This window comes from Pontibacter litorisediminis, assembly GCF_029360645.1.
Classification (GTDB): Bacteria; Bacteroidota; Bacteroidia; order Cytophagales; family Hymenobacteraceae; genus Pontibacter; species Pontibacter litorisediminis.
This window is the reverse complement of record NZ_JARDUA010000006.1, coordinates 229489-249258: the sequence shown is the minus strand read 5'-3', so window position 1 is coordinate 249258 and position 19770 is coordinate 229489. Positions and strand designations below refer to the sequence as shown.

General features: G+C 54.2%; 20 protein-coding genes and 1 pseudogene. 6 read left to right on the top strand and 15 right to left on the bottom strand.

Features of this window, described 5'->3' with window-relative positions:
- The first annotated feature begins 48 nt into the window (after positions 1-48).
- Positions 49-591 carry a hypothetical protein gene (locus PXG97_RS17205; RefSeq protein WP_276499041.1) on the top strand — a complete coding sequence of 181 codons (543 nt, stop codon included), beginning with the start codon at positions 49-51 and terminating at the stop codon, positions 589-591.
- Between the two features lie 60 nt (positions 592-651).
- Here the strand turns inward: PXG97_RS17205 and PXG97_RS17200 are convergent, their stop codons facing one another.
- From PXG97_RS17200 to PXG97_RS17180, 5 genes are all read right to left on the bottom strand, one after another.
- A complete protein-coding gene (locus tag PXG97_RS17200; protein WP_276499040.1) occupies positions 652-1455 on the bottom strand; it encodes an alpha/beta fold hydrolase in 804 nt (267 codons plus the stop codon).
- 138 nt (positions 1456-1593) lie between these two features.
- The gene (locus PXG97_RS17195; RefSeq protein WP_276499039.1) at positions 1594-2136 is read right to left on the bottom strand and encodes a DUF502 domain-containing protein; all 543 of its coding nucleotides are present in this window, start codon (positions 2134-2136) and stop codon (positions 1594-1596) included.
- 78 nt (positions 2137-2214) lie between these two features.
- Positions 2215-3108, bottom strand: coding sequence for a 4-hydroxy-3-methylbut-2-enyl diphosphate reductase (locus PXG97_RS17190; RefSeq protein WP_276499038.1), 894 nt, complete (start codon positions 3106-3108; stop codon positions 2215-2217).
- Positions 3109-3114: 6 nt separating this feature from the next.
- Complete coding sequence (gene cmk, locus PXG97_RS17185; RefSeq protein WP_276499037.1) at positions 3115-3819, bottom strand: (d)CMP kinase; 705 nt, start codon at positions 3817-3819, stop codon at positions 3115-3117.
- Between the two features lie 23 nt (positions 3820-3842).
- Positions 3843-3998 (bottom strand): hypothetical protein, encoded by a 156-nt coding sequence (locus PXG97_RS17180; RefSeq protein WP_276499036.1) that lies wholly within the window; start codon positions 3996-3998, stop codon positions 3843-3845.
- Between the two features lie 88 nt (positions 3999-4086).
- Between PXG97_RS17180 and ade the strand changes: the two genes are divergently transcribed.
- Positions 4087-5721, top strand: coding sequence for an adenine deaminase (gene ade, locus PXG97_RS17175; RefSeq protein ID WP_276499035.1), 1635 nt, complete (start codon positions 4087-4089; stop codon positions 5719-5721).
- A gap of 115 nt (positions 5722-5836) precedes the next feature.
- On the opposite strand, the gene PXG97_RS17170 is transcribed toward ade, so the two are convergent.
- Complete coding sequence (locus tag PXG97_RS17170; protein WP_276499034.1) at positions 5837-6274, bottom strand: response regulator; 438 nt, start codon at positions 6272-6274, stop codon at positions 5837-5839.
- A 299-nt stretch (positions 6275-6573) separates the two neighbouring features.
- Positions 6574-7554: pseudogene (locus PXG97_RS17165) on the bottom strand (PLP-dependent cysteine synthase family protein); the annotation flags it as partial.
- Between the two features lie 251 nt (positions 7555-7805).
- Here PXG97_RS17165 and sucD point away from each other — a divergent pair.
- Positions 7806-8696: a succinate--CoA ligase subunit alpha gene (sucD, locus tag PXG97_RS17160; protein WP_276499032.1), complete on the top strand. Its 891-nt coding sequence runs from the start codon at positions 7806-7808 to the stop codon at positions 8694-8696.
- A gap of 184 nt (positions 8697-8880) precedes the next feature.
- On the opposite strand, the gene PXG97_RS17155 is transcribed toward sucD, so the two are convergent.
- Together PXG97_RS17155 and PXG97_RS17150 are read right to left on the bottom strand one after the other, a co-directional pair.
- The gene (locus tag PXG97_RS17155) at positions 8881-9858 is read right to left on the bottom strand and encodes a Gfo/Idh/MocA family protein (protein ID WP_276499031.1); all 978 of its coding nucleotides are present in this window, start codon (positions 9856-9858) and stop codon (positions 8881-8883) included.
- A 70-nt stretch (positions 9859-9928) separates the two neighbouring features.
- The gene (locus PXG97_RS17150; RefSeq protein WP_276499030.1) at positions 9929-10867 is read right to left on the bottom strand and encodes a hydrogen peroxide-inducible genes activator; all 939 of its coding nucleotides are present in this window, start codon (positions 10865-10867) and stop codon (positions 9929-9931) included.
- Between the two features lie 167 nt (positions 10868-11034).
- Between PXG97_RS17150 and PXG97_RS17145 the strand changes: the two genes are divergently transcribed.
- From PXG97_RS17145 to PXG97_RS17135, 3 genes are all read left to right on the top strand, one after another.
- Positions 11035-11508 (top strand): Dps family protein, encoded by a 474-nt coding sequence (locus tag PXG97_RS17145; RefSeq protein WP_276499029.1) that lies wholly within the window; start codon positions 11035-11037, stop codon positions 11506-11508.
- Positions 11509-11603: 95 nt separating this feature from the next.
- Positions 11604-12161 (top strand): peroxiredoxin, encoded by a 558-nt coding sequence (locus tag PXG97_RS17140; RefSeq protein ID WP_276499028.1) that lies wholly within the window; start codon positions 11604-11606, stop codon positions 12159-12161.
- Between the two features lie 143 nt (positions 12162-12304).
- Positions 12305-12892, top strand: coding sequence for a carboxymuconolactone decarboxylase family protein (locus PXG97_RS17135; protein ID WP_276499027.1), 588 nt, complete (start codon positions 12305-12307; stop codon positions 12890-12892).
- A 144-nt stretch (positions 12893-13036) separates the two neighbouring features.
- Here PXG97_RS17135 and PXG97_RS17130 read toward each other — a convergent pair whose 3' ends face one another.
- From PXG97_RS17130 to PXG97_RS17105, 6 genes are all read right to left on the bottom strand, one after another.
- Positions 13037-13927 carry a PIG-L family deacetylase gene (locus PXG97_RS17130; protein WP_276499026.1) on the bottom strand — a complete coding sequence of 297 codons (891 nt, stop codon included), beginning with the start codon at positions 13925-13927 and terminating at the stop codon, positions 13037-13039.
- Positions 13928-14204: 277 nt separating this feature from the next.
- Positions 14205-15803 (bottom strand): ribonuclease Y, encoded by a 1599-nt coding sequence (gene rny / locus PXG97_RS17125; protein WP_276499025.1) that lies wholly within the window; start codon positions 15801-15803, stop codon positions 14205-14207.
- A 118-nt stretch (positions 15804-15921) separates the two neighbouring features.
- A complete protein-coding gene (locus tag PXG97_RS17120; protein ID WP_276499024.1) occupies positions 15922-16209 on the bottom strand; it encodes a cell division protein ZapA in 288 nt (95 codons plus the stop codon).
- 59 nt (positions 16210-16268) lie between these two features.
- On the bottom strand, positions 16269-16565 hold the full coding sequence (locus PXG97_RS17115; RefSeq protein ID WP_276499023.1) for a hypothetical protein: 297 nt from the start codon (positions 16563-16565) through the stop codon (positions 16269-16271).
- 4 nt (positions 16566-16569) lie between these two features.
- Positions 16570-18987, bottom strand: a complete 2418-nt coding sequence (pheT, locus tag PXG97_RS17110; RefSeq protein WP_276499022.1) for a phenylalanine--tRNA ligase subunit beta — start codon at positions 18985-18987, stop codon at positions 16570-16572.
- 152 nt (positions 18988-19139) lie between these two features.
- Positions 19140-19760, bottom strand: coding sequence for a DUF1684 domain-containing protein (locus PXG97_RS17105; RefSeq protein ID WP_276499021.1), 621 nt, complete (start codon positions 19758-19760; stop codon positions 19140-19142).
- Between the last annotated feature and the right edge of the window lie 10 nt (positions 19761-19770).

Below are 19770 nucleotides of genomic sequence, written 5' to 3'. Positions count from 1 at the left end.
ACGATACGTATACTCCAGTAGAGGCACAATGTTTAAAGCAGCAGGTACATGGCAAAGTATAAATTCTTGTTTGTGATGCTGGTGTTGGCCGCAGTGGTAACCAATAGCGCCGCAGCACAGCACCCCGACTCATTGGCGGTGCAGCGGCAGCAGCACAACCAGCAGGCTGGTGCGGAAAAAATAGAACTACTGACGCTGCTGGTGCACCAGGCGCTGCAAACCAACAACTTCGACACCATCCGACAGCAACTGGTAAATAAACAGGTATACGACAAGCTGATGCAGCTCGGCACCGCTCCTGTGCGTGAAATGCTCCTGCTTTACTCCCCCACCGACCTGCTGATGGATTTTCAAAAAGATTTCGGGCAGGTGATCCAGGATGGGGTAACGCTGGAGGTAAACTGGCCTACCACCTATATCCGGGAAGCTATATTTGCCGACACCTCCCCTACCCAAAACGCCATTGTCATTCCGGTTCAACTGCACCTTAGCACCGCCACGGGTATGCCCTTCCAGGTCCATTTTAACGCCGCACGCCTGGATGGACGCTACTATCTCCTGCCACCGCTGCGCCTGCCTGAGGAGTACTAAGGAACGCTGCAGTAAGCAGCGTCATGGGCGGAGTACGGGCGGCAGGGTATATAACCTTGCTTATGAACCGCGCTTCCGGTGCAGCAGCTCCGCCACCTCCTGCAGCAGGTAAGAGTGCCCGGCCTTCAGTATCACCAGCTCGCCCTTATGCAGGGCATCCATAAACACTGCCACCCGCTTCGGAGAGATGATCTCGTCGTACTCGCCGAGGAACATGGTGACGGCCACACCATGCTGGTTCAGCAGCTGCACGATTTTACGGATGTCGAAGTTCAGGTCGCGGAAGCCGATCCAGCTGCGGTACACGCGCAGGCGCTTCGGCATGCTGTCCATCTGGTAGTGGGCAAAGCGCAGCAGGCTTTTGTGCACCAGGTTGTAGCGGTGCAGCATCCGCAGGAACTTAAAGAAGAACTCTGGCTTTATGACGGTGCGCTTGAAGAGCTGCTGCAGCCAGCCGGGATAGGTGGCAATGTTGTACCAGAAGCTCGTCTTGATGCCATCCGGGGCAATGAGAAAAAGCTCCCGGATGCGTTGCGGCATGCACTCCACCAGCGTCAGAGCAAACTTGCCCCCCATGCTAAAGCCCATCAGCGAGAACTCGGCTATCCCCTGCTTCTCCAGAAAGCGTTGGATAAAATCCGTCAGAAACTCCTTGGCGAGCGGCATGTTGTGCTTGTGCAGGTGGCTATGCCCGTGAAAGAACAGGTCGAAAGCGTAGATAGTATAATCCTCTCCCAGCGCCCGCTCCATCGATAGGTAATAGCTGCTGCTCTGCCCATACCCATGGAAGGCCAGCATAACGCGTCGCCCGCGCCCGATCACACGGTAGTGCAGCTTTGATCTGTCCTGAATGATATAGGGCATGGGTGTTAGAGAGTTTAGGAGTTTACAAGTTTAAGAGCTGGAGCCAAGAAACATAGTATAAGCAGGCTGCACCATGCGGTCAAGTATAAATCCACCTTTGCGTCACTCGCTAGCTCTCTCTATAACCCCACTAACCTGTTACAGTTTCGATACGCCGCCCGACACGATGAATTTCATCACCTCGGAGCTTGGCAGGTCGATGTAGGTGACGTTGCGCTTGGGCACCAGGAACAGCTCGCCGGAGAAGTTGTAGGAGTGCGGGAAGTATACCGCCACCTTGTCTTCTATGTTCAGCTGCAACAGCACGTCCTGCGTCACGAAGCCTAGTTTATGGTTCTCCGAGTCTTCGCCCATCTTCACCATCACAGGGCGGTTGAACTTCTGGTTATCGCCCACAAAGGCATCGAACAGATCTTTTATGCTGGAGTAAATGATGCTCACCAGCGGCACTTTGTGCACCAGCGTCTCCACCGCCACCAGGAAAGGCTTCACAAAGAACGAGGACCCGATAAAGCCCACCAACGTCAGCAGCACCACCATCAGCAGGATGCCCAGGCCGGGAATGCCCAGGTCAAAGATACTGTCCAACCAATCTATGATCCCTACCACGATAAACACAGTGATGGCGATTGGGGCAATGATCAGGAGGCCATTTAAAAAATAGCGAAAAAGGGTTCTCATGTTGTTATGTGCATAAAAAAGGCTTTGCCGAAGCAAAGCCCAAATTAGCAAAAAGCTTTTATAGTAAGATGCTAATATTTATACTTGCTCTGCCTCCAGGGCCGTTATACTGGCTGCTACCTGCTCCATCAGCCACATTGGCGTGGAGGTAGCCCCGCATATACCCACGCTACCGGCTCCGTCGAACCACTCGCGCTGCAGCTCCTGCTCGTTCTCCACGAAGTAGCTGTTGGGGTTATGCTGCTTACATACGCTATATAGTGCTTTTCCGTTGGAGCTTTTCTTGCCGCTCACAAATACGATCACATCGTGCTCGGTGGAGAACCTGGCCAACTGCGGCTCACGGTTGGATACCTGGCGGCAAATGCTATCATTGGCGTCAAAGCCCGGCACTGCCTTGCTGTCCTGGTTAGCCTGCTGCAGGCGCTCCTCTATCAGCGACTTGATATGGTAAAAACCCTTGGTGCTTTTGGTGGTTTGGCTGAAGAGCGTAACCGGGCGCGTGAAATCGATCTTCTCCAGGTCTTCCTCGGTGGTGACGATAATGGCCTCGTCGCGGGTCTGGCCAGCCAGCCCAATCACCTCTGCGTGTCCCACCTGGCCATAGATCACCACCTGCGCGTCGCTGGGCTTGCCCGCATCAAAGGCATGCTTTACACGGTTCTGCAGCTTCAGCACCACCGGGCAGGAGGCGTCGATAAGCTCGATGTTGTTCTCCAGCGCCAGCTTGTATGTTTCCGGCGGCTCGCCATGTGCACGGATCAGCACCTTGCAGTCGCGCAGCTCCTTCAGCTGCTCACGGTCTATAATGCGCAGGCCCTTCTCGTAGAGGCGCTGCACCTCCATGCTGTTGTGCACAATGTCGCCGAGGCAGTACAGCTCCTCGCAGGTTTCCATTTCATCCTCGGCCATCTGTATGGCAAACTCTACGCCGAAGCAGTAGCCGGAATTCTTGTCTATGGTTACGTTCATTTCTCTTCAGTTCTGTTGTGCTGCGTACTCGCTTCGTAGCAGCTGTGCCGTGGCATGCTCCATCACAAACTCCACCTGCTCATCTATTGTCATGTGCGAGGTATCTAACAGGTGGGCATCGTCGGCCTGCCGTAGCGGGCTCTCGGCCCGGGTAGAGTCGATGTGGTCGCGCTTGAGCAGGTTCTCCCGTATCTCGCCATAGTTTACCAGTTGCTTTTTGGCCAGCAGTTCCTCCTGGCGGCGCTTGGTGCGGGTGTCCACATCGGCCGTCATAAAGATCTTCACCTCCGCATCCGGGAACACGGCGGTGCCAATGTCGCGGCCGTCCATCACCACCCCGCGCTTTTTGCCCATCTTCTGCTGCTGGGCCACCATGGCGCGGCGCACCTCCGGTATCACGCTTACCTCGCTCACCATGTCGGAGATATACATCTTACGGATCTCATCCTCAACATTCAGGCCATTCAGGAATATTTCGTTGCGCTGCTTCTTCGGGTTGTAATGGAACTCGATCTCTATGTTCTGTAGCGCCTCCTTTATCTCTTTCGGATTCGTAAGCGACACATGGTGCTGCAAAAAGTATAGTGTAACCGCACGGTACATAGCTCCGGTATCAATATAGGCGTAGCCAAGTTCGGCGGCTACCAGTTTGGCCGTGGTGCTTTTACCGCAGGAGGAATACCCGTCGAGCGCGATTACGATTTTCTTCATAACAGGGGAATCAAAAAGGGAGTTTAATTAGAGTCGCAGGGGCAGGGCATGTTGCCGCTCTTGCTTTTCTTCAGGTATTTAGCCGTCTTTTTCTGCTGCGGCGTTTTGCCGGAGCAGCCAGCCAACGTGCCGGTGGCCAGGAGGCTTGCTAAAACGATGTATGAAATTAACTTTCTCAAAACGACTGAATTTAACGCAAATATAAGGTAATTTGCTGGTTTAAGCCCACCCCTGTCGGGCAATTTTAAGTTCTAAACGATACAACCCATGCAGACTGATCATACTGTTTCCGGACACATCATCGACATCCATCACCAGGAGATTTTCCAGGGCACGGTTCATGTTTCAAACGGCCGCGTTTCTAAAATAGTTCGTGAGGCCACCGACAGCACGAATTATATTCTGCCGGGATTTGTGGACGCCCACGTGCACGTGGAGAGCTCCATGCTGGTACCCTGCGAGTTCGCCCGCCTGGCCGTGCCGCATGGCACGGTGGCCACCGTGTCGGACCCGCACGAGATCGGAAACGTGCTGGGGGTCAAGGGCGTGGAGTACATGGTGGAGAACGGTAAGAAAGTGCCATTCAAGTTTTACTTCGGTGCGCCGTCCTGTGTTCCGGCCACGCCCTTCGAGACCGCCGGCGCCGAGATAACGGCTGCCGACATCGAGCAACTGTTCCAGCGGGAGGAGATAAAGTACCTGGCCGAGATGATGAACTGGCCGGGCGTGCTGAACCGCGACCCGCAGGTAATGGAGAAGATCGAGCTGGCAAAGAAGTATGGCAAAGCCGTGGATGGGCACGCCCCGGGGCTCATGGGCGAGCAGGCAAAGCAGTACGCCTCAGCCGGCATCACCACCGACCATGAGTGCTTTACCGCCGAGGAGGCCCTGGACAAACTGGCTGTGGGCATGAAGATCCTGATCCGGGAAGGGAGCGCCGCCAAAAACTTTGAGGCACTTATACCTTTGCTGCCCGAGCACTACCAGAACATCATGTTCTGCTCCGACGATAAGCACCCCGACAACCTGGTGGAAGGCCACATCAACCTGCTGGTGAAACGCGCACTGGCCAAGGGCAATGACCTGTTCCAGGTGCTGCAGGCGGCCTGCGTGAACCCGGTGGAGCACTACAAACTGGAGGTAGGCCTGCTGCGCGAGGGCGATGCCGCCGATTTTATACTGATCGATAACCCGGAGAGCTTTAACGTGCTGGCTACCTACATCAACGGGGAGCTGGTGGCGGAGAATGGCAAATCTAACATACCCTTTACGCCAAGCGAGGAGATCAATAATTTCGACACCGATGTGAAGGTGGCCCAGCAGTTTGAGGTGCCGGTGGGCGATGCCAGCAGGATACGCGTGATAGAGGCGTTTGACGGGCAACTGATCACGAAGCAAGTATGGGCAACGCCACGCGCGGAGAACGGATTCATACTTGCGGATGTGGCACAGGACGTGCTCAAGATCGCTGTGGTGAACCGTTACCAGAACACGATCCCGGCCGTGGCCTTTATCAAGAATGTAGGCTTAAAAGAGGGCGCCATCGCCTCCTCCGTAGGCCACGACTCGCACAACATCATTGCCGTGGGGGTGGATGATGAAAGTATGGCCCGGGCCGTAAACCTGATCATCGGGGCGAAAGGCGGCGTGGCTGCCGTGGGTAAAGGCAAAGAGGAACTGCTGCCGCTGCCGGTGGCGGGTATCATGTCGGCGGAGGATGGCTACAAAGTGGCCGAGGCTTACGCAGCCATAGACCGTCTGAGCAAAGAAATGGGCAGCACGCTGGAGTCGCCGTTCATGACGCTCTCCTTCATGGCGCTGCTCGTTATCCCATCGCTCAAGCTCAGCGACCAGGGCTTGTTTAACGGCGATACGTTCGAGTTTGTGCCGGTGGCTGAGTAGGTGGAGCAACAAGGCGCTGTAAGTGCACCTTCTGCTATTAGGCAAGACATTCATAAAAAAGGCAGGCGCCACGATAGTCGTAGCGCCTGCCTTTTTTATGAACGCTGATACGGTGCTATGCTTTCTTTTCGTCCTGCTTAAAGTGCTTCTGCAGCAGGTTGTTTACCTTGTCCGCAGTAAGCGGCTTAATAATATACTCTGCGTTATACTTCTGCGAGTTGGCTGTATCCTGCGGGTGGGTGGAGGTCGTGAGCACGACCATCACAATCTTTTTCCGAAACTGCGGGTTCAGGCGCTCATACAGGTCCAGCATCTCAAAGCCATCCATTACCGGCATGTTAATGTCCAGGAAAATAAGCTCCGGCTGAAAGTACTCACTGCTTTCTGCCTCGTAGTTCCCGTTACTGACGTTGTACAGGTAATCGAAAGCCTGCTTCCCATTCACAAACGTGCGGATATGGTCGGTCACCTCCATTCTGTCCAGCAGGCGCTCGTTCAGGAAATTCGTGGTGTCGTCGTCGTCAATAAGTAAGATACCAGACAGTTTTCTCATAAATTTTATTGTCACTCGTATGCTCTGCTGCTAGGTTAATTTGGAATGCTCTCTGCAAATGTAGGCAAACTTGTGGATAAAGAGTAAAAATAACACGCTATTTAGTCCACGCTTTAAGCTTCATCTTCTGCCACTTAGCGTTTATTGCAACAGCAGCAGATCAGGCACGCCTGTGCATGCTATACGATCCAGCATCGCCCATAGCCGCATGTTTTATACTTTAAATTACGCCTGATGTTGCCATAAAAGCAAAAGCCCGGCAGGCAGCCGGGCTTTTGCTTTTATAATTAGCTCACTTAATCGATGTAGCGCTGCTGGCGCATCCAGTCGTCGTTGTAGATCTTGCCCAGGTAGCGGGTGCCGTGGTCTGGCAGCAGCACGACCATCACATCGCCCTCCTTCAGGTGCTCCTTGGCATACTCTAGCGCGCCATACACCGCCGAGCCACTCGACCAACCAACAAACAGGCCTTCTTCACGGGCCAGGCGGCGTGTCATCACCGCTCCGTCCTTGTCCGTTACCTTGATAAAGGTGTCAATCTGGTCGAAGTCCACGTTCTTTGGCAGGATGTCCTCGCCTATACCTTCTGTGGCGTAGGCATAGATCTCGTTCTCGTCAAACTCCCCCGTCTCCTTATACTTCTTAAACACCGAGCCATAGGTATCGATACCCACCGTTACAAGGTTTGGCTTCTTCTCCTTCAGATATTTAGAGGTACCGGAAATGGTACCGCCCGTGCCCACGCCGGCAGCCCAGTGCGTGATCTTGCCATCTGTCTGCTCCCATATCTCGGGGCCGGTGGTCTCGTAGTGCGCCGCCGTGTTCGACACGTTGTCGTACTGGTTCGGGTAGAACGAGTTCGGAATCTCCTCGTTCAGGCGCCTAGCCACCGAGTAGTAAGAGTCCGGATGATCAGGGGCCACGTTGGTAGGGCAAACAATCACCTCTGCACCCATGGCGCGCAACACGTCCATTTTCTCCTTGCTCTGCTTATCGGCAAGCGTGAAGATGCACTTATAGCCTTTGGCTATAGCCGCCAGCGCCAAGCCCATGCCCGTGTTGCCGGAGGTGCCTTCTATGATCGTGCCGCCCGGCTTCAGGATACCGGCCTTCTCCGCATCCTCTATCATCTTGATAGCCATGCGGTCTTTAACCGAATTACCCGGGTTGGCGTACTCTACCTTAGCCAGTACAGTGCCTTTGATGCCGTCAGTTACCTTGTTCAGTTTTACAAGTGGGGTGTTACCGATTGCCTCGGTAATATGGTTCAGATATGCCATCTGTTCTGTTTTTATTGGATTTGAGTGCAAATGTAAAGAAAATAAGCCACATCATCGGCCTGCCATACCTGGCAGATGCAGCACGTGCCGCCAGCGTTTGATGCCGCCACCTCATAACCCCGCGAAAGGCCCTGAGGTTCCGGCTGTGACCCTATATTAGCGGCAACTATTTTTTGCACAGGCCACAAAAAAGCCTATTTTTGCACAACCTTATCGTAGTACCGTCTATACACAACCTAAAAAAGATACACATGAGTGTTTTAGTAAATAAAGATTCGAAAGTGATCGTGCAGGGCTTTACCGGCTCGGAAGGTTCTTTCCACGCATCGCAGATGATTGAGTACGGCACAAACGTAGTTGGTGGTGTTACTCCGGGCAAAGGTGGCAACAACCACCTGGACCTGCCGGTTTTCAACACCGTAGAAGACGCTGTGAAGAAGACAGGAGCCGATGTGTCTATCATTTTCGTGCCACCGGCATTTGCCGCTGACGCGATCATGGAGGCCGCTGCTGCCGGTATCAAAGTTATCGTGTGCATTACAGAGGGTATTCCTGTGAAAGACATGGTAGCTGCTAAAAACTTCCTGAAAGACAAGGACGTAACGCTGATCGGCCCTAACTGCCCGGGTGTGATCACGCCAGGCGAGGCGAAAGTGGGTATCATGCCAGGCTTCGTGTTCAAGCCAGGCCGTATCGGTATCGTTTCTAAGTCGGGTACGCTGACGTATGAGGCCGCTGACCAGATCGTGAAGGCTGGTTTGGGTATCTCTACCGCTATCGGCATCGGTGGTGACCCGATCATCGGAACGCCTACCAAAGACGCCGTGCAACTGTTGATGGAAGACCCTGAGACTGACGCGATCGTGATGATCGGTGAGATTGGCGGTAACTATGAGGCCATGGCCTCCAAGTACATCAGCGAGACAGGCAACAAGAAGCCGGTAGTTGGCTTCATCGCTGGCCAAACAGCTCCTCCAGGACGCCGCATGGGCCACGCTGGTGCCATTGTGGGTGGTGCTGAAGATACAGCTGCCGCTAAAATGCAGATCATGCGTGAGAACGGCATCCATGTAGTGGAGTCTCCTGCTGAGATCGGCGACGCCATGGTACAGGCGCTGAAAGAAGCTGGCATCAACGCGTAGTTATACTTCCTTAAGTATAAATCAAGTATAAAAAGAGGCTGCCCTTGTCGGGGCAGCCTCTTTTGTTTCATCTCTCCACCTGCAGCACAACCTCGCGGTGCCCTCAAGCCCCGCGAGTGTCTTAGTGGCAAAAGACTGCTGCTTCTCATAGCACACTAAGGCTTTCGGGCGCTGCGAGGTCTTTTTAGCCCCTGCCTACGATCTGATCCATCACCCAGGAGGTACGCGCGGCAGAGGCGGCAGAACCCGGGCATTTCCCCTTCCCGGTCAGCTCCTCCACAATGGATTGTATAAAAGGTTGCTGCACGTGCTGTGGCGGCGGGAGCAGGAACTCCTCTGTGCCCGCAGCAGTCTCCAGGCGAATCGGCTCTTGGGCAAACGTCGGGAACGTGATCCGGCCGGAGCTTCCGACAACCTCTATACTATCCGTTTGCTGCTGCTCGGCCACACTAAAGCACCACACGCCGCTGCCCAGCACACCACTCTCAAACGTAAATTGCGCCGTAACCAAGTCTTCTGCCTCGTATAAACCGGCTTGGTTAGCTACCTGCCCGGAGGCAGAAAGGATAGGCCCAAGTATAAAGTCCAGGATGTCGAGCTGGTGGGGCGCCAGGTCGTGGAACAGGCCGCCGCCGGAGATCTCCGGTTGTACGCGCCAGGGCGGGTTTTCTTGGTAAAGGTGCGGCTGCAAGGGCTGGTACAGCTTAATGTTTACGAACCGGACCTCTCCTATCGTTTTCCTATCCAGCAGTTCCTTTACCTTATTGAAAGCCGGCTGGCTTCTGCGGTAATAGGCTACAAACAACGGAACACGGGCCTGCTCGCAGGCAGCGATCATCTCCTGGCACTGCGCATAGGTCAGCGCCATGGGCTTCTCCACATACACCGGCTTACCGGCAGCGGCCACCTGCAAGGTATAAGCCGCATGCGAGTCCGGGGGTGTGGCAATGTATACGGCGTCTACCTCCGGGTCGTGGATGAGATCCTCGGCCTTGTCATACCACCTGGGCACGCCGTGGCGCTCTGCATAATCACGTGCCTTGGCGCCATCGCGGCGCATCACGGCCACCAGTTCCGAGTTCTCGATCTTACTGAAGGCCGGACCGCTTTTTACCTCAGTCACGTTGCCGCAGCCAATAATTCCCCAGCGAACTTTTTTCATAGTTTAAGCTATTTATAGTTGTCACACGGTCGCAGGAGCAGCGGACGCGGCGAGTTCTTTTATCCTTATCTTACTTTATCGCTACCACCTTGGCCTTTTCGCGGGCTCTTATACTCTCCGGAATGCAATTGATGATCTCCTGGCGCAGTGCCTCGATCAGCTTTTTCTTCAGGAAGCTGCGGTGCACCACCAGGCTTACCTCCCGCAGCGGCTGCGGCTCCTCAAAGGCACGCACCAGCCGCCGCTTCTCCTCCGGCATTTCCAGCACCGACAGCTCTGGCAGCAGTGTCAGGCCGTGCTGCGTCTCCACGATGCGCTTGAGTGTCTCCAGGGAGCCGCTCTTGTAGTCGAGGTGGCTACCAGGGTCGGCACTGCCGCCGCGGTTGCAGATGTTGAGCACCTGACTCCGGAAGCAGTGGCCCTCGTTCAGCACCCAAAGCGAGCTCAGGTCCAGCTCATCGGCGGCAATGCGGGGCTGCTGTGCCAGCGGGTGCTTCGGGTTGATGTAGGCCACAAAGGCCTCGTAGAACAGCGGCAGCTCCTTTATACTTTTAGTTGCCAGCGGCGTCACCAGCAGGCCCACATCCAGCAGCTCATGGTTCAGCTTCTCCACAATCTCGTCGGTGAGCAGCTCCTGCACCACCACACGCACCTGCGGGTGCTTCTCCAAAAAGCTGGTGATGAACAGCGGGATCAGGTAGGGGGCCAATGTCGGGATGACGCCGATGCGCAGCTCCCCGCTCAGCTCCAGCTTCTGGTTCTGCACCAGCTCCTGTATCTTCTTGCTCTCGGCCAGCACCACGCGTGCCTGCGCAATAATCTCCTTGCCCAGCTCGGTAGGCCGCACCGGCACGCGGCTGCGGTCGAACAGCTGCACGCCCAGCTCCTCCTCCAGCTTCTGCAGCTGCATGCTTAAGGTGGGCTGCGTTACAAAGCAGTGCTCGGCAGCGGTGGCAAAGTGGCGGTGCGTATCTACGGCCACCAGGTATTCTAATTGTACTAAGGTCATCAGGTACTCAATTCAAAATCCAGCGCCTATTCTTTTTGCTTCAGGCTACACAAAGCTACATCATAAACTTCATCTATCAAAGTATAAAAACAATCGATTTGATATATATGGCCATTAACAGGACCTTTGTCATAACAAGATCGCAGAACAACAGCAGTAAATAAGACATGGAAAAACTATCGAACATCGGACTACAGAAAGAAGACAGCAAGCAAGTAGCAGAGAAGCTGAATGAGCTGCTGGCAAATTACCACCTGTACTACCAGAACCTGCGCGGCTTCCACTGGAACATCAAGGGGGTGTACTTCTTCCAGCTGCACGGCAAGTTTGAGGAACTCTACAACACTGCCCTCGGCAGGATAGATGCCATTGCCGAGCGCATCCTCACCATTGGCCAACAACCGCTTCATGCGTTCTCGGAGTACCTGCGCGTGTCAAGTATAAAAGAGGCGGGCAACCTGAGCGACGGCAAAGAAACAGTGGCGGCCACGCACCAAAACCTGAGCACCCTGCTGGACCTGGAGCGTGAGATTCTGAAGCTGGCCGCCGAGACCGGCGACGAGGGCACCGTGAGCCTCATCAGCGAGGACATCCACGAAAATGAGAAAACGCTCTGGATGCTAAAGGCTTTCCTGAGCTAAAAACTTAGACAAAGAACATAAGACTTCATTAAAGTATAAGCTGCGCTGGCAGCCATACTTTCACTCATGCATAATTCACCCTTTATACTTTAAAAATGACTGAAAATAGAATTTTATCCGTTGGCTCGGTTTTCCCGGAGTTTAAGAAGCAGGCCGTAGTATCTATAGAAAAAGGCAAGGAGTTTTACGAAATCTCTAGCGAGACGCACCGCCACAACGAGCAGTGGATGGTGATGTTCTGGTGGCCCAAGGATTTCACGTTCGTGTGCCCTACCGAGATCGCCGAGTTCAACAAGAACTACGATGAGTTCCGCGACCGCGACGCTGTGCTGATCGGGGCCTCCACCGACTCGGAGTTTGTGCATGCCGCCTGGCGCCGCGACCACGAGGACCTGCGCAACCTACGCTTCCCGATGCTGGCCGATACCTCTAAGTCGTTGGCTGAGGAGCTGGGCATTCTGCAGGCCGAGGAAAAAGTAGCTTATCGCGCCACCTATATCGTGGACCCGCAGGGCATCATCCGCTGGGTGAGCCTAAACGACCTGAACGTGGGCCGCAACGTGGCCGAAGTGCTGCGCGTGCTGGACGCCCTGCAAACAGATGAGCTTTGCCCTTGCAACTGGCAGAAAGGCGAGGAAACCATCGAAGCCTAATCTTCACGCGCACTGCGCACTTTTCATATAGTTTATTTAGACTGATGTATGGCGGGGCGGCCGGAATGATCTCCTGTTGTCTGGCTGCCCGCCGCCATGCTTCGTTTTAGTTTTGAATCCACGCAAACTAAAATCACCCTTATATGCTGACTGCAACACAAGAAACAAAGATAGATTTACTGAAGGACCTGGGCCTGGCGGAGGATAGCTCCTTCCCGTCCCTGGAGAAACTCACAGACACCGAATCGCGCTACCTGCGCGACCTGCGCGTGAACCTGAAAAGCGCACTGGGCGGCGAAACGCTAAGTATAAAAGAGGCCTACCTGCTGGCCCTGGCGGCGGCGGCCAACGAGGAGAACGACGTGCTGGCGAAGGCATTTGAAGCCAAAGCGCTGGAGAACGGCGCCGAGCAAGGTGAGGTAGCCGAGGCCATTGCCTGCGCCTCTTTGCTGGCCACCAACAACATTCTCTACCGCTTCCGCCACTTTGCTGGCAAGGAGGTGTACGAGCAGCAGCCTGCCCGCATCAAAATGAACATCATGATGAAGCCGGTGCTGGGCAAGGAGTTCTTTGAGCTGATGAGCTTGGCCATCTCCGCCATCAACGGCTGCGAGCGCTGCGTTACCTCGCACGAGGCGTCTGTGATGCAGTTGGGCACTACAGAGCCACGCATCTTCGATGCCATCCGGGTGGCTGCCGTGGTGGTGGGTCTGAGCAAGATCATAAAATAATACCTATAGCTAAGTTACCTATAAAGCCTCTGCGGTTTCTGCAGGGGCTTTATGCTTTCGCAGCGCTTGTCATTTAAACGTTAGGCGCAGGTACCGGCAGAGTGGGTTCTTCTCTGCCCTAGATTGTTACCTACAACACCAACACTAGTTTACTTTGATGACTCGAAAGAACTCTCTGTCAAATATCCTGAAGTACTCCTCTGCTGAATAGTCTTCGAAGGCAGGAATGTATAGCCCGATTGTCTTTCTTTCACTTTCATTATAGGATTTGAGGTAATCCATTTTCGCCTGCGCCTCATCCGCAATGTTGACCTGGACCGATGGCTCCGGCATGCCGTTTACTTTGTACGACTGCTTTGCGACTTCCCAGCCGTTCCCGGGAAAGCCCCACTCCTGCATTAGCCTTCCCAGCCGCTCCATGATTGTCGCTTCCATGTGATCTGTGTAAACGTTCTGGTAGATGTACGATGGTTTGATGGAGGCTGACGTAGTAAGATCTAGCACCATTTGGCTGAGGAAAACATGTTCTGGGTGGCCATAGGCTCCGATCTCATTGTCCAGCGTAAAAATGACAGAAGGTTGAAACTCGTTCACGTGCTCGACCAGCTCTTTTTCAACAGGCGCATAATTGAAGACCTTCGAGAAAGCTTCTTTCGGAATGGCCTGGTACAGGTACTCATTCGTATCGAGGTCGTTTCTGTACTGCGATTGTTTCAAATCGAAGAATGTAACCGCATCCAGGATATTCTGGCAAGCCTTCAGATGCGCCTCGTTGCGCTCCTGAGTCTGGGGAAAGCTCACAGCGCGTATTTCCCATCCTTCCTTGTTCAGCTTAGAGATTGTACCAGTCATTGCGGACATGTCATCATCATGCGCAACGATGACCATGGCTTTCTTGGTGGGCAGGGAACTCAGTACCGAATCCTGGGGATACACCTCTACCGGGGCAAACTGGGTTACATCCTCGCGCTGATTACAAGCGAAAGCCAATAAGGCAATGGAAGCAACTAGAGATACGGATAACTTCTTTCTCATCTTCTTGAACGATTAGATCAATTATTTGGCATGGAGCAACTCGTAGGGATGAAGCACGATCTCTACTTACTCTCTAATCATTTGCAACCCTTAGTGCTTTCAAGTCGCAACCTTATTATAGACTATTCCATGAATAAATATAAGTATAAATCCGATAGTACATTAATATTAAACCTTTTATTTTAATAAATACCCCACCACAAAGTACAGGTAAAACAAAACCGCCTGCCACAGATGCAGCAGGCGGTTCAACCTTATTTAATATCAAATGTAAAGCTTACTTGGCGTAGCTGATGGCGCGCATCTCCCGGATCACCGTGATCTTGATCTGGCCCGGGTACTGCATCTCTTTCTCTATCTTCTGGGAGATATCGAAAGAGAGTTGCTGTGCTTTTTCGTCCGTTACGTTATCGGCGTCCACCATCACGCGCAGCTCACGGCCGGCCTGTATGGCGTAGCACTGGTTCACGCCGTCGAAAGACACGGCTGCCTCTTCCAGCTCTTTCAAACGCTTGATGTACGACTCCATGATCTCGCGGCGGGCGCCTGGTCTGGAGCCAGAGATGGCATCGCAAGCCTGTACCAGCGGAGAAACCATCGCAGTCATCTCAATCTCGTCGTGGTGGGCACCGATGGCGTTGCACACGTCCGGATGCTCTTTATACTTCTTGGCAAGCTCCATACCAATGATGGCGTGCGGCAGTTCCGGCTCGTCTGGCGTAACCTTGCCAATATCGTGCAACAGCCCGGCGCGTTTGGCATGCTTCACGTTCAGGCCTAGCTCGGCGGCCATGGTGGCGCAAAGGTTGGCTACCTCACGCGAGTGCTGCAGCAGGTTCTGTCCGTAAGACGAACGGAAGCGCATGCGGCCCACCATCTTAATCAGCTCCGGATGCAGGCCGTGGATACCCAGGTCAATAGCGGTACGCTCCCCTATCTCCACAATCTCTTCCTCAATGTTCTTGCGGGTCTTGGTTACCACCTCCTCAATACGGGCCGGGTGGATACGGCCGTCAGCTACGAGGCGGTGCAGTGACAGGCGCGCAATCTCGCGGCGAACCGGGTCGAAGCCAGAGATGATGATCGCCTCTGGCGTGTCGTCCACGATAATCTCCACGCCGGTGGCTGCCTCCAGGGCACGGATGTTACGGCCTTCACGACCGATGATCTTGCCTTTGATGTCGTCGCTCTCGATGTTGAACACCGACACGCAGTTCTCAATGGCATGCTCGGCAGCCGTACGCTGGATGGTCTCGATAACGATTTTCTTGGCTTCCTTGGTGGCGGTTAGCTTGGCCTGGGCCACAATATCCTTGATGTGCGACGAGGCACGGGACTGCGCCTCATTCTTCAGGGCCTCCACCAGCTGCTCGCGGGCCTCAGAGGCGGTTAGGCCGGCAATGCGCTCCAGTTGGCTCACAACCTCCTCGTGCTGCTGCTCCACTTCTTCCTTACGCTTCTTCAGCTGCTCCTGCTGGGCATGCAGGTGCTTTTTTTCTTTCTCCAGGTCTGCGTGCAGGTTCTCTTTCTCCTTGTGCAGGTCGGTCTCCAGGCGCTTGGCCTGCTCCATCTGTTTCTGCACCTGCTGCTCGCGCTGCTTTACCTTGTTCTCGTTCTGGATGATGATGTTCTTCTTCTTGTTCATCTCCTCCTCGAACTCGGCTTTCATCTTCAGGTATTTCTCCTTAGCCTCCAGGATGCGGTCTTTCTTAATGCTCTCTGCATTAAGCTCAGCCTCGCGAACGATGCTTTTGGCTCTTTGGCGCGCCTCTTCCTCCTGCTGCTTAAAAACCTTTTGCAGGAGCACACGCCCAATTACGACGCCCACAATGAGCGCCACCAGAGCGGTTAATACAATATAAAGGATGTCGGGCATAACTATAGCGTTTATGTTTGTTTAATACGCTTAGCAAGCACCTGCAAAGGGGGACATGGTGTGTGGCTTCTGGGCCTAAACGAAAGTATAAACGGAGGCTGCAAAGGCCTCCTCCGGTTTATTTATTCACTGCTGATAAGAGATCGTCCAGAAGGTCGAGCTGCTGGTTTACCTCGGAGGCATGGGAGGCATTCTCCTCCTCCAGCTTCATCTTCTCGGCCATGGTCTCAAACGCCACCATCGCCAGCAGATCCTGCTTGTCCTGTATACCGAACTGATCCTTGTAGAAGCGCAGGCGCTCGTTCAGGATCTTTCCTACTGCTCTGATTCTTTCCTCTTCCTCTTCCTTCACCCGCATCGGATACTCGCGTTCTGCGATGCGAATCTTGATCGATAATTCACTCATCCGTTGCGTGGTTTATGGTCATGCTTACCGGCCTTTCCGAGCTGCTTACAGGCTCATACTTAGTCTTGTAGGTAAGCGATGCACTTATCAATTTCCCTGATATATTCGTTTAGCTTGAGCTTCAACTCTGTCGAATTTGCAGCGTTTCCTGCTATCGCGTCTACAATTTTAACAATATTCTCCTGATTTTGAAAATTTTTTATCTGCTGGTCTTTCTCGTCCAGCAGGCCCTCAAGCTGCTTTACCTGCTCCTGCGCCCGCACAAGCCGTTGCTGCACCTCGGTATGGCGCTGGATTAATTTTCGCAGCTTATCTTCAATATGCCGGAGTTGTTGTACTTGCTTTTCCTTTGGCATAACGTTATTTGCGGATAAAAGCTCCCAGTTGTTTCTCAAATTGCTGCATCAGGCGGCTCATGGTACTGTCGATCACCTTATCGGTCAGGGTCTGCTGCCTGTCCTGCAGGGTAAAGCTCAGGGCGTAAGCCTTCTTGCCCGCCTCGATCTTATCGCCCTCGTACACGTCAAACACATTCACATCCTGCAGCAGCTTGCGCTCCACTCTAAAGGCTACCTTCTTCACTTCGTCGAAGGTCACATGCTTGTCCAGCACCAGCGACAGGTCGCGGCGCACTTCCGGGAACTTGGGCAGCTCCCCGGCCACCAGTTTGTCTTTGTACTTCTTCAGGAGGTAATCCCAGTTCAGCTCGGCGTACCATACCTGCTCCTTCACCTCCATAAAGCGCGTTACGCCCGCATCCAGCACACCCAGCTCGGCCACTACGGTGCCATTCTTCACATAGGCGATGCCTTGGCGCATATAAGGGTTTGCCTCCAGGTTCTGCACCTCAAAGTCCCCGGCGTTCAGCTTGCGCAGCACGTTCTGCACCACGCCAGCCAAATCGTGAAAGGCGGTTTTTATACTTGGCTGCTTCCAGCTTTCGGCCGTTCCGTTGCCTGTCATGTACAGCGACAGGCGGCGGCTCTCTTGGTAGTCACCGTCCTGCAGCTCGTATACCTTGCCCAGCTCGAACAGCTTCAGGTCGCGCTGGCGGCGGTTGATGTTGCGGCGCAGCACCTCCAGGCCAGAGAACACCATGCTCTTGCGCAGCACGTCCAGGTCCTCGGAGTTATAGTTTACCACATTCACCAGCGTGGCTACCTCCGCCTCACCGGCCGGTTTGTAGTAGTTGGAGTTGGTAATGGAGTTGGTGATGATCTCATGGAAGCCGTTGGCTGCGATGTAGCTCATGATCGTCTCCGTCACGTCCTCGGCGTAGGGGTTCGGGAACTTGGCCAGGTAGGAGGTGGCCAGGTTCTCGCTCATCTCAATGTTGTTGAAACCGTAGATGCGCAGGATCTCCTCCACCACATCGGCCTCGCGGGTCACGTCCACCTTAAACGGCGGCACCGACAGCGTCAGGTCCGTCTCCGTTTCGTTGGTGATCTCAATACCCAGATCGGTAAGTATAGTTTTGATGCGCTCCACCCCGATGTGCTGGCCGATCAACGTATGGGCACGCTCAATATTCAGCTTCACCTCGTTATTTTGAATGGGCAGCGGGTACACATCTACGATTCTGGAGCTTACCTCGCCTCCGGCTACCTCCTGCACCAGCAGGGCCGCCCGCTTCAGCGCCGTTAGCACCATGTTCGGGTCAGTGCCGCGCTCAAAGCGGAACGAGGCATCGGTCTTTAAACCATGCGCCATACCTGTGCGGCGGATAGAGTTAGCTGAGAAGTAGGCGCTCTCGATAAAGATGCTGGTGGTTGCGTCTGTCACGCCGGATTCCTCGCCCCCAAAAATGCCGCCAATCGCCATGGGCTCCTCTGCGTTGCAGATCATCAAATCGGTTGGGTTCAGCTTGCGCTCAACGCCGTCCAGCGTTTTGAAAGTAGTGCCTGCTTCCGCATTCTTCACCACAATTTTATCGCCTTTAATCTTATCGGCATCAAAGGCGTGCAGCGGCTGGCCCAGCTCATGCAGCACATAGTTGGTCACGTCCACCACGTTGTTGATAGGCGAGAGGCCAATGGCGCGCAGGCGTTTCTGCATCCACTCCGGCGACGGACCTACTTTTATACCCGATACCGTTACCCCGGCATAGCGCGGGCAAGCATCCGAGTTTTCTACCTCTACCGCAATGGGGCGGGAGGTGTTGTCTACTTTGAAATCGTCTATACTTGGCAGCTGCGCCCTGGCATCCAGCAGCGCCTGCAGGTCGCGGGCTACGCCGTAATGCGAGGCGGCATCGGCGCGGTTCGGCGTCAGGCCAATCTCGAATACCTTGTCGGAGCCCAGGCCGAAGAACTCAGCGGCTGGCGTTCCGTTCGGCAGATCAGTGTCCAGCACCATGATGCCGGCATGCGATTGCCCAATGCCGATCTCATCCTCGGCACAAATCATCCCCTCCGACACAGCTCCGCGGATCTTGGACTTCTTGATCTTGAAAGGCTCGCCCCCGGTGGGGTACAGCGTGCTGTTTACCGTGGCGACCACCACTTTCTGCCCAGCGGCCACGTTAGGCGCACCGCACACGATCTGGCTCGGCTCGCCGGTGCCAATATCCACCGTTGTCAGGCTCAGTTTGTCGGCATCCGGGTGGCGCTCACAGGTGAGCACCTCTCCGATCACGATGCCTTCCAGTCCTCCCTGCACCACATCAAACGTATGGATTCCCTCCACCTCCAGTCCGGAGCCGGTCAGCAGCACTCCTATCTCTTCAGCGGTTTTATCAGTATGTATGAGTTGTTTCAGCCAGTCGAATGAAATCAGCATGTTATTCGTTGTTGTGTTCTCTCGGTTCCCGATCCGGAAACCAATCTTTTCCAAAATTAAGGATAATTATGATACGGGAGGAAAGACGAATGGCTAAAGGCAAAAGTTAACCTAACAATTATACTTTACAGCCTTGGTTTGCCTCCTGCGCTTTACTCGTGAGCTTCGTAGGTCTTCTCCCCTGCCGGCACCGCAATGCTCAGCCGGTTTTCCTTAGGCGGCAGCGGGCACACGTAATCCGGGTTGTAGGCACAGAAAGGGCTGTAGGCCCTGTTAAAGTCCAGCACTACTTTTTCATCGCCTTCCTCAAAGGGCACATCCATAAAACGGCCGCCGCCATAGGTCTCGAACCCGTTGGTCTTGTCGGTGAAGGGCACGAAAAGCTGCTCTTTCTCCCCGCTTAGCTTCCGGTAGAGCATCAGTTGGAGCTCCTCCCCTTCCAATTTAAAGGTAGCCGTGCCATAGCGCAGGTATGGTTCATAGCTCCCGTTGGTCAGGGGCATGAGCAGTGTGTCCTGCTTGGCCAGTTTCTCCACACGGGCGTTCACGCGGTAGTCGAGGTTGGGCTCGTAGTACACCAGGTTCTTAAAGGCGCGGCGCCCGGCATCATCAAAGGGGCTGTTGGTGCGGCTCCTGAACGAGAGGTCTTTCTCCTCCCGCTCCTGCAGCAGCGGCTTTATGTAGTTGTCGTCGTTAAAAATGGCATCCTGCAGGAAGTAAAAAACAACCAGCGCCAGGCCTGCCAGCAGTACAAGTCTCAGCGGTCTTTGCATAAAACTCTGT